General features: G+C 66.4%; 13 protein-coding genes. 10 read left to right on the forward strand and 3 right to left on the reverse strand.

Annotated elements, in window-relative coordinates; translation table 11 throughout:
• Nucleotides 1-1,183: phosphoenolpyruvate carboxylase (locus tag AC1DYX_RS15715; protein ID WP_477260378.1), on the forward strand; the 1,183-nt coding region annotated here is incomplete at its 5' end.
• A gap of 40 nt (nt 1,184-1,223) precedes the next feature.
• Here the strand turns inward: AC1DYX_RS15715 and AC1DYX_RS15720 are convergent.
• Together AC1DYX_RS15720 and rpoD are read right to left on the reverse strand one after the other, a co-directional pair.
• A complete protein-coding gene (locus AC1DYX_RS15720) occupies nt 1,224-2,021 on the reverse strand; it encodes a transporter (RefSeq protein ID WP_477260380.1) in 798 nt (265 codons plus the stop codon).
• A 165-nt stretch (nt 2,022-2,186) separates the two neighbouring features.
• The gene (gene rpoD / locus AC1DYX_RS15725; RefSeq protein WP_477260382.1) at nt 2,187-4,925 is read right to left on the reverse strand and encodes an RNA polymerase sigma factor RpoD; all 2,739 of its coding nucleotides are present in this window, start codon (nt 4,923-4,925) and stop codon (nt 2,187-2,189) included.
• Nucleotides 4,926-5,574: 649 nt separating this feature from the next.
• Between rpoD and AC1DYX_RS15730 the strand changes: the two genes are divergently transcribed.
• The 7 genes from AC1DYX_RS15730 to AC1DYX_RS15760 all read left to right on the forward strand — a co-directional run bounded on the left by AC1DYX_RS15730 (nt 5,575) and on the right by AC1DYX_RS15760 (nt 12,143).
• A complete protein-coding gene (locus tag AC1DYX_RS15730) occupies nt 5,575-6,096 on the forward strand; it encodes a ProQ/FINO family protein (protein ID WP_477260384.1) in 522 nt (173 codons plus the stop codon).
• Nucleotides 6,097-6,109: 13 nt separating this feature from the next.
• Nucleotides 6,110-6,805 (forward strand): 3'-5' exonuclease, encoded by a 696-nt coding sequence (locus tag AC1DYX_RS15735; RefSeq protein ID WP_477260386.1) that lies wholly within the window; start codon nt 6,110-6,112, stop codon nt 6,803-6,805.
• Entirely contained in the window at nt 6,802-7,179 is a 378-nt protein-coding gene (locus AC1DYX_RS15740; protein WP_477260388.1) for a c-type cytochrome, read from the forward strand. The genes AC1DYX_RS15735 and AC1DYX_RS15740 overlap by 4 nt, the downstream gene beginning before the upstream one ends.
• Nucleotides 7,180-7,291: 112 nt before the next feature.
• Nucleotides 7,292-8,014, forward strand: a complete 723-nt coding sequence (locus AC1DYX_RS15745; RefSeq protein WP_477260390.1) for a c-type cytochrome — start codon at nt 7,292-7,294, stop codon at nt 8,012-8,014.
• Nucleotides 8,011-9,291 carry a cytochrome c gene (locus AC1DYX_RS15750; protein WP_477260392.1) on the forward strand — a complete coding sequence of 427 codons (1,281 nt, stop codon included), beginning with the start codon at nt 8,011-8,013 and terminating at the stop codon, nt 9,289-9,291. Before AC1DYX_RS15745 ends, AC1DYX_RS15750 begins: the two co-directional genes overlap by 4 nt.
• Nucleotides 9,292-9,400: 109 nt before the next feature.
• A complete protein-coding gene (locus tag AC1DYX_RS15755) occupies nt 9,401-11,548 on the forward strand; it encodes an MORN repeat-containing protein (RefSeq protein ID WP_477260394.1) in 2,148 nt (715 codons plus the stop codon).
• Nucleotides 11,549-11,603: 55 nt separating this feature from the next.
• Nucleotides 11,604-12,143: a DUF2059 domain-containing protein gene (locus tag AC1DYX_RS15760; RefSeq protein WP_477260396.1), complete on the forward strand. Its 540-nt coding sequence runs from the start codon at nt 11,604-11,606 to the stop codon at nt 12,141-12,143.
• A gap of 72 nt (nt 12,144-12,215) precedes the next feature.
• On the opposite strand, the gene AC1DYX_RS15765 is transcribed toward AC1DYX_RS15760, so the two are convergent.
• Nucleotides 12,216-13,337, reverse strand: a complete 1,122-nt coding sequence (locus AC1DYX_RS15765; protein ID WP_477260402.1) for a type IV pilus twitching motility protein PilT — start codon at nt 13,335-13,337, stop codon at nt 12,216-12,218.
• A gap of 244 nt (nt 13,338-13,581) precedes the next feature.
• Between AC1DYX_RS15765 and AC1DYX_RS15770 the strand changes: the two genes are divergently transcribed.
• Together AC1DYX_RS15770 and AC1DYX_RS15775 are read left to right on the forward strand one after the other, a co-directional pair.
• The gene (locus AC1DYX_RS15770) at nt 13,582-16,245 is read left to right on the forward strand and encodes a glycoside hydrolase family 3 protein (RefSeq protein ID WP_477260398.1); all 2,664 of its coding nucleotides are present in this window, start codon (nt 13,582-13,584) and stop codon (nt 16,243-16,245) included.
• 147 nt (nt 16,246-16,392) lie between these two features.
• Nucleotides 16,393-17,160: a head GIN domain-containing protein gene (locus tag AC1DYX_RS15775; RefSeq protein ID WP_477260400.1), complete on the forward strand. Its 768-nt coding sequence runs from the start codon at nt 16,393-16,395 to the stop codon at nt 17,158-17,160.
• Nucleotides 17,161-17,340 lie beyond the last annotated feature (180 nt).

The following is a 17,340-nucleotide window of genomic DNA, read 5'->3' on the forward strand; positions in this document are numbered from 1 at the left end:
GCTGTTCGAGACCATCCCCGACCTGCAGCGCGCCGGCGACATCATGGGCGAGTGGATGGCGCTGCCTATCGTCTCCGACGTCATCGAGCACCAGGACCGGCTGCAGGAAGTCATGCTGGGCTATTCGGACTCGAACAAGGACGGCGGCTTCCTCACGTCGAACTGGGAGCTGTACCAGGCCGAGCTGAAGCTGGTGCAGGTGTTCGCCGCCGCCAACGTCAAGCTGCGGCTGTTCCACGGCCGCGGCGGCACGGTCGGCCGCGGCGGCGGTCCGAGCTACGACGCGATCCTCGCGCAGCCGCCGGGCACCGTAAGCGGCCAGATCCGCCTGACGGAACAGGGCGAGATCATCTCCTCGAAGTTCAGCAATCCGGAGATCGGCCGGCGCAACCTGGAACTGCTCGTCGCCGCCACGCTGGAAGCGGGCCTGATGCCGCACGACGCCGACCGCGCACAGGTCGAGCGCCTGGCGCGCTTCGAGCCCGTGATGGCCGAGCTGTCGCAACGTGCGTACAACGCGTACCGCGACCTCGTGTACGAGACCCCGGGCTTCACCGACTACTTCTTCGCCGCCACGCCGATCGCCGAGATCGCGGAACTGAACCTCGGTTCGCGCCCGGCGTCGCGCAAGTCGACGCGCCGCATCGAAGACCTGCGCGCGATTCCGTGGGGCTTCTCGTGGGGCCAGTGCCGCCTGCTGCTGCCGGGCTGGTTCGGCTTCGGTGCCGCGGTTGCCGGCTGGATCGACGAGGGCGACCGTGACGAACGCCTGGCGCTGCTGCGCGAAATGGCGCAGCACTGGCCATTCTTCGCGACGCTGCTGTCGAACATGGACATGGTGCTCGCCAAGACCGACCTCGCCATCGCCTCGCGCTATGCCGAGCTGGTGCCGGACGCGGAACTGCGCGAGCGCATCTTCAAGCGCATCGCGGCCGAGTATGCCCAGACGCTGAAGTGCCTGGAACTCGTCACGGGCAACGAGGAACGCCTCGTGAACAACCCCCTGCTGGCCCGTTCGATCCAGAACCGCTTCGCCTATCTCGATCCGCTGAACCACCTGCAGGTCGAGCTGATCCAGCGCCACCGCGCGCTGTCGGCCGAGGAAAAGGTCGACGAGCGCGTGCATCGCGGCATTCACCTGTCGATCAACGGGGTGGCCGCCGGGTTGCGCAATACCGGCTAAGCCGGCCACGTCGCCCCGCTTTGCGGCGGGGCGGCGCTTGTCATCGCCTGACCGAGATCCCGAACGCCAGGCTCAGGTCCGGCGTATTCCGGTTCAGGCCATGCACGACCATCACGTCGAGCATGCAATCCCGGTTCACGAGCCACGACACGCCGGCATCCGCCACGGTTTGCGTGCCGCCGTGCGCCGCACGCGCGATCCGTGGCGCGGCCAGCTCGGCGAAACCGTGCAGGCGCTCGCTGAACGCCTTGCCCAATGCCGCGCCGAACACACCATAGGTATAGTGGCTGCCTTCGTCGTCGCTGTCGCGCCCCACGCCCGGCATCACGCCGAGCGACCAGTCGTTGCCGAGATCCCACTCGGCCGGCAGATTCAACGACGGCCGGAAGCCCGTGCCGCGCAATGCGCGGCTAGCGGTCGGCAGCGCGACTTCCGCGATCAGGCCGATCGACGGACGCATGCCGTCCTGGTCGGCGATATGCCATTTGACGCCCGCGGCGCTCTCCGCCCAGCCGGCGTCCACCGTGTGCGCCCCCGTGGCCGGATCGCTGGCGTGCGCGATCATGCGGCCTTCCGTCTCCAACCGCACTTCCAGCGCGTCGGACAGGCCGATGCGCAGCAACACGGGCGTCGTCAGGGTGCGTACGTGGGCGTCGGGGTCGCGCTGGCGGTCCCATTCGAGGCCGACCTCCAGTTGCACGCGGTGCGCGCCCACTACCTGGCTGGAATTGGCGACGTCGGGGCGGTCGGGATTGATGATGTCGTCGTCCGCGCGCGCGGCCGGGAGAGACAGGATGCCAGCCAGCAGGCAGGCGCAGGAAGAAAGGCGAAAAAGCATCGGCAGATAGTATATGTGTACGGATACCGACAGTATGCCAAGGATGAGCCCGAGATGGACTTATGCCTGCGCTTTCCTGTCCAAACCGTAATCTGCCGGCAACAGCGACCATGAAAAACGCCGCGCGGCCCTTGCGGACGGCGCGGCGTTTACCATGACGGCGGCTTACTGGTTCTGCAGGAACGTCTTGAGCTTGTCCGAACGCGACGGCTGGCGCAGCTTGCTCATCGCCTTCGCTTCGATCTGGCGAATACGCTCGCGGGTCACGTCGAACTGCTTGCCGACTTCTTCCAGCGTGTGGTCGTTCGACATCTCGACGCCGTAGCGCATGCGCAGCACCTTCGCTTCGCGCGGGGTCAGCGAATCCAGCACTTCCTTGATCACACCGCGCATCGAGGCATGCATCGCGGCTTCGAGCGGGGCCAGCGTGGCGTTGTCTTCGATGAAGTCGCCCAGTTGCGAATCGCCGTCCTCGCCCATCGGCGTTTCCATCGAAATCGGTTCCTTCGCGATCTTCATGATCTCGCGCACCTTCGATTCCGGCATCTCCATCTTGGTCGCCAAGGTGGCCATGTCCGGCTCGGTGCCCGTTTCCTGCATGATCTGGCGCGAGATGCGGTTCATCTTGTTGATCGTCTCGATCATGTGCACCGGCACGCGGATCGTGCGGGCCATGTCGGCGATCGAACGCGTGATCGCCTGACGGATCCACCACGTCGCATACGTCGAGAATTTATAGCCGCGGCGGTACTCGAACTTGTCCACTGCCTTCAGCAGGCCGATATTGCCTTCCTGGATCAGGTCGAGGAATTGCAGGCCGCGGTTGATGTACTTCTTCGCGATCGAGATCACGAGACGCAGGTTGGCCACGGTCATTTCGCGCTTCGCCGTGCGGGCGCGCTTTTCGCCGGCCGCCATCTGGCGGTTGATCGTGCGCAGGTCGGCCAGCGGCAGCGCCACGCGCGCCTGCAGGTCGATCATGCGCTGCTGCAGTTCCAGGATCGCCGGGGCATTACGTTTCAGGACCGCGCTGTACGGATACGCGCAGTCGACTTCGCGCTGCACCCACTCGAGGTCCGTCTCGTTGCCCGGGAAGACCTTGATGAAGTGGGCGCGCGGCATGCCGCAGCGGTTCACGCAGATGTCCAGCACGGCGCGCTCGATCGAACGCACCTCGTCCATCTGGCCGCGCAAGGTGTCGCACAGCTTTTCCACGACCTTCGCCGTGAAGCGGATGCCCAGCAGCTCCGACGAGATCACGTCCTGCGCCGCGATGTAGGCCGGCGAGCCGTAGCCCTGCGTCTTGAACGCGTGGCCCATCTTGTCGAACTGCTTCTCGATGATCGAGAACTTGTCCAGCGCGCCCTTCTTCAGCGCAGCCAGCTGCTCGGCCGAGTAGCCCGCCGCAGCGCTGCCGCCGGCACCGCCCTCGTCCTCTTCTTCCCCGACGTCATCCTCTTCGTCTTCCTCGTCCTCGTCGGCGGCGCTCACGGGCGCGCTTGCCGCGGCGCCTTCGTTCGCGTCGATCAGGCCGTCCACGACGTCATCGATCTTCAGCTCGTCCGCGGCGATCTTGTGCGACAGGGCGATGATCTCGGAAATCGTCACCGGGCAGGCGGAGATCGCCTGGACCATGTCCTTCAGGCCGTCCTCGATGCGCTTGGCGATGGCGATCTCGCCTTCGCGCGTCAGCAGCGACACGGCGCCCATCTCGCGCATGTACATGCGGACCGGGTCGGTCGTGCGGCCGAAGTCGGAGTCGACGGTCGACAGCGCCGTGGCGGCTGCCGCTTCGACCTCGTCTTCGCTCGTCGGCGTGACGACGGCGTCCGACAGCAGCATCATTTCCGCTTCCGGCGCGCGCTCGTAGACGGCGATGCCCATGTCGTTGAACGTCGCGATGATGCCTTCGATCGCTTCCGGATCGATGATGTTTTCCGGCAGGTGGTCGTTGATCTCCGCATGGGTCAGGTAGCCGCGCTCCTTGCCCATATTGATCAGGTTCTTCAGCTGCTGGCGGCGCTTTTCCAGTTCCTCGCCCGAGAAACCTTCCTCGGTACCGAACAGGGTGGTGCCCTTGGCCTTGCGCTCGCGCAGCTTCGACGCGGCCTTCAGTTCGGCGCGCTCGACGGCGTTCAGCGCCGCGATCTCGTCGTTTTCCGGCACGAATTCGCTCGGCTTGCGGCCGCGGCGGCCCGGCACCTTCACCTGCGGCAGCAGATAGCCGGACGTGTCGATCGCGGCCAGCGCGGCGGCATCCGTCGTCGTGCTGACCGTGCCGGTGGCGGCGGCCGGGGTCGACGTCGCGGACGTCGGCTCGATGCGGCGCGCGGTGCGGGCGCGCACGACGCGCACGACCGGCTCGGCAGCAGCAGGGGCAGCCGGGGTCGGGGCTTGCGCCACGACAGGCGCCGGGGCCGCGACGGGCTCCGATGTGGCCGGGACGTCGACGGCCTTCAGCGCGGCCAGGCGCGACACGCGCTTCTTGACGATCACCGGCGGCGCGGCGGGCGCGGTCGGCATCGGGATCTCGTCGCCCGACTCGTCGGCGGCCACGGCGGCAACCGGCGCGATCACAGGTTCGGCAACCTCGGCGGCAACCTCCGCCAGGGCGGCTTCAGCCGGCACGGCGCCGTCATGGGCCTGCACGTCGGCGGCCTCGGCCTGCGCCTCACCCGCGGCGGCGATTTCGTCGAACTGTTCCGGCTGCAGTTGGGACGCTTCTTCGGCCTGGACCGCCTTCAGCGACGCCAGGCGCGAACGCGTCTTCACCACCGTCACCTTGGCAGCCGCTTCCGTTTCGAGGAAATACGAGGTCGCGGTTTTCGGCACCGACAGCTGCGCCGTGCTCTTGGCCGGCGCTTTCTTCGCTGTCAGTGTCAGGGTCTTGGCGGTGTTTTTCATATAACTTTCTCCAGTCGAGGCGTGGCGCGTGCCTGCGAAGTCAATAACCCACCTGGCCCGCGGCGCGGACCCGGTTGGGGGATGATGGGGATGGCCTTAGAAGCTAAGGGCGGAAGTCCGGATATCAAGCACTCCTGCCGCTGCCGCCGGCCGGCGGGCGTCGTCCCGGGCAGCCGGGTCGGACTGCGGAGCGCGCGCGCAAGGGGATCGGGCGGAACGGAGTGTGGTCGAAATCGCGGTTTAGCATGTCGGAACGAAAAAAAGCCCGTCAGACAACGGGCTTGAATCTATTTTCCAGGGGGAATAGAGGAGACGAACGCATTATGCCTTAAGGAAATTATTAGCGATAATTGAAATATCCGATAAGGGATATAACGACAGCGCATATTTCCCGCTCCCTTTGGCACGTCGAAAAACCGATAGACGGTTTTTCGAGGTGCCCCGTTTCCTCTTCCGGCCCCTGGCTGCGTCGGCGCAAGCCGCACGCAAGGAAAGAGGCGGATGATACACGATTTCTCGGCCGCGCGCCCGCCGCACTCGCATGAACTGATGGTCGCTCAATCAACGCAACGATTCGTCACACGGTTGAGCGGCACACGAGCGCCGCTGCCATGCTATCCTTCCGCTTCCCGTTCTTACCATGAAGTCAATGAATACGATGAGTCCTGTCGCCGAGCTCCCCGACGCCACCGAAAACGCCACCCACGCCACTCCCGAGGCGCTGCCTGCCGACGGCGCGTCGCAGGCCCCGGCTCCGGAGGCCGCGGGTGCGGATGGCCAGTCCCCGCGCGCCCTGCTCAAGCAACTGCAGCAGCAGTTCGTGGCGTTCCGCAACTGCCTGCCGCTGGCGATCGGCATCGACAAGCAGGTGCTGGCCCGCCTGCCCGGCCTGAACCGCAAGACGATGCGCGCCGCCCTGGGCATCCACACGGGTTCGATGCGCTACCTGCGCGCGATGGAAAAAGCCACCATCCGCTACGACCTGGACGGCAATCCAGGTGCCGAGGTGACGGAGACCCACCGCCTGCACGCGAAGGAATTGCTGCAGCAACGCTTCAAGAAGGAAGCCGACCGCAAGAAGGCGGAACGCGAGGCGGCCGCACAGGCGGAAGCCGACCGCAAGCGCCAGGAAAAGCTGCAGTTGCTGGCTTCCAAGTTCGCGAAACGCTGAACGGCCGCGCCGGATGAGCGAGGCCGAGGACGCCCTTCCCCCTTACGAGGGCATCGCACTGGCCGACGTGCGCCTCGTCCGTTCGCGCCAGGATGCGGACGGCGCGCTGGCCGCCCTGCTCGCCTCCGACGCGATCGGCTTCGACACGGAATCCAAGCCCACGTTCCAAAAGGGCGAGCAATCGACGGGGCCGCACCTCGTCCAGCTCGCAACGGACCAGCACGCTTACCTGTTCCAGATCGGCGCCAGGCCCATCCCTGCGCCGGTGCCGTTCGCGTCCGGCGACGCCGCGCCGGCCGCCATCCCGGGCATCGACGTGCTGCGCGCCGTGCTCGAATCGCCCGCGATCCTGAAGGTCGGCTTCGGCCTCGGCGACGACCTGCGCCGCCTGCGCGCCAAGCTGGGCATCGAGACGTGCAACGTGCTCGACCTGTCGACCGCGCTGCGCCGCGGCGAACGCAATGCACTGGGCGCAAAGACGGCCGTGGCGCGCTTCTTCGGCCAGCGCCTGCAAAAATCGCGCAAGATCACGACCACGAACTGGGCGCTGCCGCGCCTGTCCGACAAGCAGATCCTGTACGCGGCCGACGATGCCCATGTCGCCCTGCGCATCTACCGCCACTGGCGCGCGAATCCGCCGCCACCGTTGCCGCCGAAACCCATCATGGGCGGACCGCGGCAGGCCGCGCAACCCAAGCCACGCTCGTGACACCCCGGCTTTACGCAATCCTGGCGGCGACGCTGGCGCTGACCGGCTGTTCGCGCAGCGACGCGCCCGTCGACGGCGCCCACGTCTTCAAGCCCTGCGCCTCGTGCCACCAGATCGGCCCGAACGCGCGCGGCGGCTTCGGGCCGCAATTGAACGGCCTGTTCGGCCGGCGCGCGGGTGCCACGCCGGACTTCGCGTATTCCGACGCCATGAAGACGTCCGGCATCGTGTGGGACGAGCGTACCCTGGCCGCCTTCTTGCGCGATCCGGACAAGACCGTGCCCGGCACGAAGATGCGCTTCTGGGGCATCCACGACGACCGCGAGCTGGCCGCGTTGATCGCCTGGCTGCGCAATTACCAGGACGTGCACTGAGCAGGACGTGTGCTGGGCACGCCAACCTGTTATCGTTTTCAAAATATTGCGTCGAAAATAATACAGCGCGGTATCATGGCGTTTGTACTTTCTCGTCGACCACAGGACTTTCATGCCAGCCACGGTTTTGCGCTACTCTCTGCTTTGCGCCGCCCTGCTGCCCGCGCTTTCCGCACTGGCCCAGCCGGAACGCGGCGTGCCGGACACGCTGGCCCGCCGCGTGGCCGCGTGCACGGCTTGCCATGGCAGTCCGTCCGCGCCGCCGGCGTCGACGGGGCCGCGCTACTACCCGCGCATCGCCGGCAAGCCGGCCGGCTATCTGCTTAACCAATTGCAGAATTTCCGTGCCGGCCGGCGCCAGTACCCGCTGATGACCTATATGGTCGAGCACCTGTCCGATGACTACCTGCGCGAGATCGCGGCGTATTTTTCGACCCAGCACCTGCCCGCGCCCGTGCTGGCGCGCGCGAGCCTGCCGGCGGCGCAGATGGAGCGGGGGCGTGAACTCGTCATGCGCGGCGATCCGGTGCTGAAGGTGCCGGCCTGCATCGCCTGCCACGGCCAGCGCCTGACGGGCGCCCTGCCCGCGATCCCGGGCCTCCTGGGCCTGCCGCGCGACTACATCAACGCCCAGTTCGGCGCCTGGCGCAACGGCACGCGCCGCACCCACGCACCCGATTGCATGGCGACCATCGCCGGCCGGCTCTCGCTGGAGGACGTGACGGCGATTTCCGGCTGGCTGGCGAGCGAACCGGTGCCGGACGACGCCAGCCCGGCACCGGATGTGACCCGCCCGATGCCGCTCGCCTGCGGCAGCCAGCCGGAGCGGCCATGAAGCGGATCGTGCTCGGGACGCTCGTCGCGCTGGCCCTGCTGGCACTGGCCGCCGTGCTCATCGCCTGGCCGCGCRCCGAATTCATTGCCGCGCGTACGCCGCAGGCCTGGGCGGGCACGCCTGCCAACGTCGCCCGCGGCGCCTACCTGGCCCGCGCCGGCGACTGCATGGCCTGCCACACGGCACGCGGAGGCACGCCCTATGCCGGCGGACGCGCGCTGGCGACGCCGTTCGGCACCATCTACGCCCCGAACATCACGCCCGACGCGGCGACGGGCATCGGCGCCTGGACGGCCGACGACTTCTGGCACGCGCTGCACAACGGTGTCGGCCGCGACGGCCGCCTGCTGTACCCGGCCTTCCCGTACACGAACACGACGAAGGTCACGCGCGACGATGCGGACGCCCTGTACGCCTACCTGCGCAGCCTCGCGCCGGTGCGCCAGGCGAATCGTCCGCACGCCTTGCGCTTCCCGTACGACCGGCAGATCGTGCTGGCCGGCTGGCGCCTGCTGTACTTCAAGCCGGGCGTGTACGCGCCGCAGCCGGCGCGCGACGCGGCATGGAATCGCGGCGCCTATCTCGTCGAAGGCCTGGGCCATTGCGGTGCCTGCCACAGCCCGCGCAACGGGCTCGGCGCGACGGGCAGCCGGCTGTCCGGCGGCCGGATCCCGATCGTCGGCTGGTACGCGCCCGCGCTCGATTCCGATAACGAGGCGGGCCTCGGCAACTGGGACAACGCCCACATCGTGCAACTGCTGCGTACGGGCGCCGCACCGCGCGGCGCCGTGTTCGGGCCGATGGCGGAAGTGGTGGGACAAAGCCTGCAGTACCTGACGGACGACGATGCCGCCGCGATGGCGGCCTACCTGAAATCGCTGCCGCCCGAGCCCGCCCCGCGCCGCCCTGCCGCGGCGCCGTCCGAGGACGTCATGAAGGCGGGCCGCGCACTGTACGAACACCACTGCGCCGACTGCCACGGATCCGACGGGCGCGGCACCGGCGTCGCCGGCCATCCCGCCTACCCGCCGCTGGCGGGCAATGGCGCGCTGACGATGACGGACCCCGTCAACGCCATCCGCATCGTGCTCAATGGCGGCTTCCCGCCGGCAACCGCCGGCAATCCGCGGCCGTTCGGCATGCCGCCCTACAGCCCCGTGCTGGACGATGCGGAAATCGCGGCCGTCGTGACCTATGTGAGGAATAGCTGGGGCAATGCGACGCCCGCGGTAACGGCGCCGGACGTCAACCGATGGAGGGCCGTGCCCATCGATTGAATATTTTTGCGGTAGGAAATAATTGGCGAGTATTTACGTGAGATGTGCATACTACAATAATGCCTTCTGTGCGGCAACACATGTGTTCGCATCTCGCCTGACCTCTCTCATGAACCCTGTTTCCGCCGCACTATCCCTGCACCGTCTCCTCTTCACCACCCTGTTCATGCTCGCGCCGCTGGCCCAAGCCCATGCCGGCAGCATCAGCGGTCTCGTCGACAAGACCTGGATCGAAATCGACAGTCCGAATTTCCGGGTCGTCACTGAACAACCGGAAGACGCCGCCCGCCGGATGATCGTCGACCTGGAGAACCTGCGGTATATCTCCAACCGGGTACGCGGCGCGCAATCGCTGGACGGGCCGCCGCTGACTATCGTTGCGATGAGCAAGTTCAGCTTCCGGGCACTCCGCCTGCCCGAGAACTGGGCCGGCGTATTTTCGCTGTCGCGCTACGGCTACGCGGCGCTGGCCGAGCTCGACCACTACGCCGAATCATCTGACGAAAAGAATTTTTCCCGGGTGACGCTGCTGCATGAATACCACCATTTCCTGATGCATTACTCGCCCGAGACGACGTCATATCCGAAGTGGTATGACGAGGGCATGTCCGAATACTGGTCGTCGCTGGTCATCCAGGACGGCATGGCCTGGTTCGGCAAAGGCATCGGGCGCGAACGAGGGCTGGCGGACGGATCACGCAGGTCGCTTTTCGACACGAAATGGCTGTTCAGCTCACCCAAGCTCACATTCGACAATGAGCGTGAAAACGTCTCCGACGTCAGGTGGTTTTACGCACAAGCGAGTTACGCGATCCACTATTTCAATTCGAGCGCCGAATTGCGACGACAACTTGCCGATTATCTGCGCCTGCATAACATGGGCCTGACCCAGGACCGGGCCATGCGACTTGCGTTCAAAAAATCCTACGCCGAACTCGACAATGATCTCGCATCCTATGTGAATAGCTACTCCATCAAGGTACTTGGCTTCCCAACCGGGAAGGATGGCCTCCAGCTGCCCCAGGTCCAGGTCAAAGTGACCAAGCTCGACCAGCCGGTCATTTATGCCCTCCTTGCCGACGTGGTGCCGCGTTTCGGCAAGCGCGACAACAAGGCTTCCAGGGAACTGATAGAAACGAATCTCAAGCTCCACCCTGACGACGTCAATGCCAACACGATTGCCGTCACTTTCGACGCGGTCGACGATGCGGACACACGCCTGCCCGCGCTGCTGCAACGCCATCCGAACAATGCCCGCCYGCTCGCGACGCATGCCGAACGCCTGCGCAAGACGGCAATGGGCATGCACGATACCGGCGCGCCGGGCTGGGAACCGCTGCTACTGGAGGCGCGCGCACTGCACCGGCGCGCCATCCAGGTGGATTCGAACATACCGCTTGCCTACTACGGTCTCGGTTACCTCTACCCCTTCTTGCCGGAGAGCGAACCGGTGCAGGAAGGTATCGCCGGTCTGGACACCGCCGTCATCTACGAGCCGTCGCCCKATGGTTTCCGCGCGTTGGCACGCCTCTACCTGCGCGACAAGCAGTTGCGCAATGCACTCACGAGCATGCGCAGCGCCGTCGCATTCGATACCCGGGGCAGGCATCCTGTCGATGTCGTCTTGATGGAAAACCTCGAAATCCTGGTCGACTTGAATGGCGATGCCACGCCCGACGCCAAGGGTCTGCGCTACAAGAGCGGGGCCGTTTACGAGGGCGCGCTGGCCGACGGCAAACCGCACGGCAAGGGCAGATTGTCAGGTGTACACGGCAGCTACTACGAGGGCGATTTCGTACACGGGCTGCCATCGGGCCACGGCAGGCTCGTGAGCGAGCGCGGTGCCATCTACGAAGGCGATTTCCTGGCAGGCATGGCGCATGGGAAGGGCCGCATGACCTTTCCGGACACCAGCAAGGTGATGTCGTACGAAGGCGGCGTCACGGACGCCGTACCCGATGGTCCTGGCGTCCTGGTGACCAAGGATGGCCGGCAGGAGACCACGTTCCTGCGAGGCGAAGCGCACGGCGACGGGACCTTCACCCCGGCCCGAGGCGGCAAACCCATCAAAGGAAAATGGTTCTATGGCGCCTACCAGTGGCCGGCGTCCGACGACATCGTCTTCACCGGCGGCATCGATGGGGACGGCCGCCGTGACGCCTACGGCTGGTGCCGTGCCGGCGCCTCCACAAAGATCGACGAGTGCCGCTACAAGGATGATCGCAGGATCGCACTGGACGCGGACGTCGAGGATTGATCGGACGACCTTGGCACGACCGTGTCCAATATCGATAACACATGAAGGGAAACTCATGAAATTTGCAGTACAAGCCCTGCTGGGCCTGTCGCTGGCCTTCACCGGCCCTGTATTTGCCGCCAACACGGCGCCTGCCGGACAAGCTGCGGCCCCCACGCCCGCACACGTCAAGGCCGTACAAGACCTGCTCGGCACGATGCAGGTCGAAAACGTCTTGCGGGGCGTCGCCTCGCGCAGCCATTACCAGAACGACGCACAACGCCAGGCCGTGTTCGCCAAGCTCGCGAAAATACCGCCCGCGGAGGTTTACCAGCGCCTGGCGCCACAGTTGGTGCACGTCATTTCCGCCGATACCGCGACCGAGATGACCCGTTTCTACAACACCCCCTACGGCAAGAAGGTCATCTACGGCAAATACAACAGCCGTGGAGGCATGCTCATGCCGGGCATGGCGGCGGCAGTGCCGCCGGAAGAACAAAAGGAACGCAAGCGGGCCGCTTATGTAAAGGCAAGCAAGGAACTCGCGGATGCGGAACCCGTGATCGACCACGAAGCGTTCAAGCTTCTGCAAAAGATCGACAAGGAAAAGCGGTGATGTGATCGCGTCTGGAACAGCCCGTGCAACGCGGGCTGTTCGCCGACGATGCCGCCCCGGCCGGGCGCATGGTCACACCATTTCCGCAAACCCGATCCGATCCGTCGTCGCGGCCCGTGCATCGTCCAGGCCGACCGTGTGCGCGGCCAGCAGTTCTTCCAGCACGCTGTTCATCGTGTGGCAGCCGGCCCCGTGTCCGGCGTTCATGTGCGCGCGGATGGCGCCCAGGTCGCCGTCCTCGATCATCGCGGCAACCGGTGGGCTGATGGTCAGGCATTCCGTGGCGAGGTGGTAGCGGTTGCCCTGCTTCGACGGCAGCAGCGCCTGGCACAGCACGCCGCGCAGCGCATGCGCGAGGGCCTGGCCCTGCGCTTCCGAATTGCCCAGCAGGCGCAGCATCTTTTGCAGGCCCAGTTCGGTCGAGCGCGCGTGCAGGGTGGCCAGCACGAGCGGGCCGGATTCGGCCAGCGCCAATGCTTCCTGCGCCGTCTGGGCGTCGCGGATCTCGCCGATGACGATCACGTCCGGCCGTTCGCGCAGCGCATCCAGCGCGCCGAGGTAATAGCTTTCCACGTCGCCGTCCACGCCCACTTCGCGCTGCGTGATGATGCATTTGCGTTGCGGGATCAGGGTCTCGACCGGGTCTTCGATGGTGATGATGTGGCCCGAGCGCTGTCTGTTGATCTCGTCAAGGATGGAGGCGATCGTCGTCGACTTGCCCTGGCAGGTGTCGCCGATGATCAGCACGAGGCCACTCGTCAGGCGCGCGAATTCGCGTTCGTCCGCGTGCAGGCCCAGCGTGTCCAGCGCCAGCGGTTCCTTCGGGAAGCGGCGGATCACGCAACCGAGGCGCTTCTTGCCCTGGAAGCTGAAGCAGTTGGCGCGGATGCGCGCCGTGTGCAGGTCGATCGAGCGGTCGAACGCGCGCTCGGCGATGCGCTCGGACCAGTTCGGCTCGATGACGTCGAAGAACTCCTCCAGCTCTTCCTTCGTGATCGGCGAATCCGTCACCGCGACGAGGCCCTTCGGCTGGCGCAGCATCAGCGGACTGTTCTGGTGAATGATGATGTCCGAAAACACCAGCTTCGAATTCAGCAGGTGCAGGATCTGCTCGACCAGGGTGCCGAACACCGGATGGTCTTCGTTTTCGATATACGACAGGGTGGGGATTTGCGAGGACTGGTGGTATTCCATCATTCTTCGATGCGTCGGAAGGCTCTGATGAGCGATCCGGCCATTATAAAACCAGCATCGCGCAGAAATTCCAATTGGAAAGAATTTTTTGCTGACGCCAAGCTTTCCCCGTGCCCTGGCCGCCACAGTGGGATCCCGCACGGCAAACTGTTAGCGCTCGACATTTTCGTGTTAGCATCTTTTAAAACCGACAAACCGGCATTGGCCCTCCCGGGCCGCCGTGCCGCGATAACAGGAGACTACGATGATCGACCGACCGGCCCAGGCGGCCGCGCTACCTCACGCCCGTCCATTCGCAGGACGCCTCTCCCTCACCCCGCTGGCCCTGGCCGCCTTGTGCGCGGCAACGCCGGCGCCGGCGCAGCAGGCACCCTGGCTCGACCCGGCCCTGGCCCCGGAGGCACGCGCCGCCGACCTCGTCAAACGCATGACCCTGGAGGAAAAGGCGGCCCAGCTGGGCAATGACGCGCCCGCGATCCCGCGCATGAACATCCCGAAGTACAACTGGTGGAACGAGGGCCTGCACGGCGTCGCGCGTGCCGGCTACGCAACCGTGTTCCCGCAGGCCGTCGGCATGGCCGCGACCTGGGACGAAGCGTTGATGCACGACGTGGGCGACGTCATCGCGACGGAATTCCGCGCCAAGTATCTCGCGACGCGCGCGCCGGACGGCGGCACGGACTGGTATCGCGGCCTGACTGTCTGGTCGCCCAACATCAACATCTTCCGCGATCCGCGCTGGGGCCGCGGCCAGGAGACGTATGGCGAAGACCCGTACCTGACGTCGCGCATCGCCATCAACTTCATCCATGGCCTGCAGGGCGACGACCCCACGTCGTTCAAGACGATCGCCACGGCCAAGCATTTCGCCGTGCACAGCGGACCGGAATCGAACCGCCACCGCGAGGACGTCCACCCGTCCCCGCATGACCTCGAGGACACCTACCTGCCGGCGTTCCGCGCCACCGTCACGGAAGGCAAAGTCGCCTCCGTCATGTGCGCCTACAACGCCGTCAACGGCATCCCGGCCTGCGCCAGCGACGACCTGCTCGATGCGCACTTGCGCCGCGCCTGGGGCTTCAAGGGCTTCGTCGTGTCGGACTGCGGCGCCGCCGCCAACATCTACCGCGACGACAGCCTGCACTACACGAAGACACCCGAGCAGGCCGTCGCCGCTTCGTTCACGGCCGGCATGGACCTGATCTGCGGCGATTACCGCAACAAGATGACGACCGAGGCCGGCCCCGTCGCGAACGCCGTGCGCCAGGGGCAGTTGCAGGAAGCCGTCGTCGACCGCGCCCTCGTGCGCCTGTTCGAATACCGCATCCGCCTCGGCCTGCTCGATCCGAACCCGCCGCAAGCCTATCCCGGCGTCAAGCCGGACGACAACGACACGCCCGCGCACCGCGCCGTCGCGCTGAAGTCGGCCCAGGAAGCGATGGTCCTGCTGAAGAACGACGGCCTGCTGCCGTTGAAGAGCGCGCCGAAGACCATCGCCGTCATCGGCCCGAACGCGGACAGCGAGGATGCGCTGGTCGGCAACTACAACGGCCAGCCGTCGCATCCCGTGACGGTATTGGCCGGCATCCGCGCCCGCTATCCGGATGCGAATGTGCTGTATGCGCCGGGCACGGGCCTCGTCGGCCCGGCCGAGCCGCCCGTGCCGGACGCCTGCCTGTGCGTCGACGCCGCCTGCCGCACGCCCGGCCTCAAGGCCGAGCACTACGCCGGGCCCGGCCTGGCCGGCACCGCGACGAACGCGGCGGAAAAGAATGCCCGCGCCGCCTGGCAGGAAGGCGGCCATGAGGCGTCGACGCGCTGGACGGGTTACCTGAAAGCGCCGCGCGCGGGCGCCTACAGCCTGCGCTACCTGAGCAATGCCGGCTACCGCATCTGGCTGGACGGCAAGCTCATCGTCGATGCGTGGGACGTCGTGGACTCCCCGTCGATCGAGGCCGGCAAGGCCACGCTGCAGGCAAATAAAATGGTTCCGATCCGGATCGAGGCCGTGCAGCGCGGCGCGCGCGGCGACCAGAAACTCGTGTGGAGCACGCCGGTCGATGCCGGCAAGGAAGCGGTCGACCTGGCCCGCCGTGCGGACCTCGTCGTGTTCGTCGCGGGCCTGTCCGCCAACCTGGAAGGCGAGGAACTCAAGCTGCAGGTGCCCGGCTTCGCGGGCGGCGACCGCACGAGCCTCGACCTGCCGGCGCCGCAGGAACAGCTGCTGGAACGCGTCGTCGCGGCCGGCAAGCCGACCGTGCTCGTACTGATGAGCGGCAGCGCGTTGTCCGTCAACTGGGCCGACAAGCACGTGCCCGCGATCGTCCAGGCCTGGTATCCGGGCGGCGAAGGCGGCCATGCCGTGGCGGGCCTGATCGCCGGCGACTACAGCCCGGCCGGACGCCTGCCCGTCACGTTCTACCGCGGCGTGGACGGCCTGCCCCCGTTCGGCGATTACCGCATGGATGGCCGCACCTACCGCTACTTCAAGGGCAGCGTCCTGTACCCGTTCGGCCACGGCCTGTCGTACACGAGCTTCCGCTACGCCACGCCGGCGCTGTCGGCACCAGGCATCGCGGCCGGGTCGCCGGTCGACGTCGAGGTCGAGGTGGCGAATACAGGCAAGCGCGACGGCGACGAGGTCGTGCAGCTGTACGTGGCCAAGCCGGGCGACGCCGCCAACCCGACGCTCGCCGGTTTCCGCCGCGTGCACCTGAAGGCCGGCGAGCGTACCCGCGTCAGGCTGGCGCTGGATGCGCGCGCCCTGTCGCAGGTCGACGCGGCCGGCGCGCGCAAGGTGATGCCCGGCGCGTACACGGTCTACCTGGGCGGAGGCCAGCCCGGCCATGCGCAGACCGTGAAGGCGGCGCTCACCGTGACGGGCACGCCGGCCGGGCTGCCGAAATAAGTCTGCCGGCGCAAGCATGCACGCGGCTCAACCCGCATGCATGCATTCCGGTGCGCCGTTCGTGCGTTTTGTCGCAAACCGGCCCCTGGAGACCGGCCTCCCGCTTACGATGACCACATCGACATCAAGCATTCTGGGGAGAACATCATGATCAAGCCCGCACGCCGCCATTTCATCGCCGCCGCCGCCCTCGCCTGCCTCGCCATCGCGCCGCAGGGGCAAGCCGGAGACTGGAGCTGGGGCCGGAATGRACAGGTGCAAGGCAGCGGCAACGTCCAGCGCCAGGCGCGCGACGTCGCCCATTTCAACGGGCTCGCACTGTCCCTGCCGGGCAATGTCGAGATCCATTCCGGCAGCGGCCGGGAAGGCTTGACGATCGAGGCGGACGACAACCTGCTGCCGCTGATCGAGACCGTCGTCGAGGAAGGCACGCTGAAGATCCGCGCGAAACGCGACACGAACCTGCGCAGCCGCAACCTGAAGGTCGTCGTGCAGGCGCGCGACATCGACAGGCTGGCGCTGGCCGGGTCGGGCAATATCGATGCCGACGTCGTGCGCGGCGGGCGCGTCAGGTTCGACGTGGGCGGCTCGGGGTCGATCAAGGTCCGCCGCGTCGAAGGCGAATCCGTCAGCGTCAACCTGGGCGGCAGCGGCAACCTGAAGGCCGTGGACGGCACGGCGCGCAGCATCTCGATTTCGATCGGCGGCTCGGGCAACGTCGACCTCGCGCACGTGCGCACCGAGAACGCCAGCGTTACCGTGGCCGGTTCGGGCGACGCCACCTTGTGGGTGCGCGACAGCCTGAGCCTGACTGTCGCGGGGTCCGGTGACGTCAATTATTATGGCGATCCGCAGATCAGCAAGTCGGTGGTCGGCTCGGGCAACGTACGCCGCCTCGGCGCATCACCGCGGTGACCATGCATTACGCGTGGGCACAGGGGTGCCCACCCTACGGCAATCCCGGTATTCGTAGGGTGGGCACCCCGTACCCACCCTACGGCAATCCCGGTATTCGTAGGGTGTGTAAAGGCAAAGTTAAAATGTCCGCTTTGGGCAAAGTTGAAATGTCCGCTTTTTGTGGGGTTTCAGACACGC

Source organism: Massilia sp. P2_C2 (assembly GCF_056404615.1).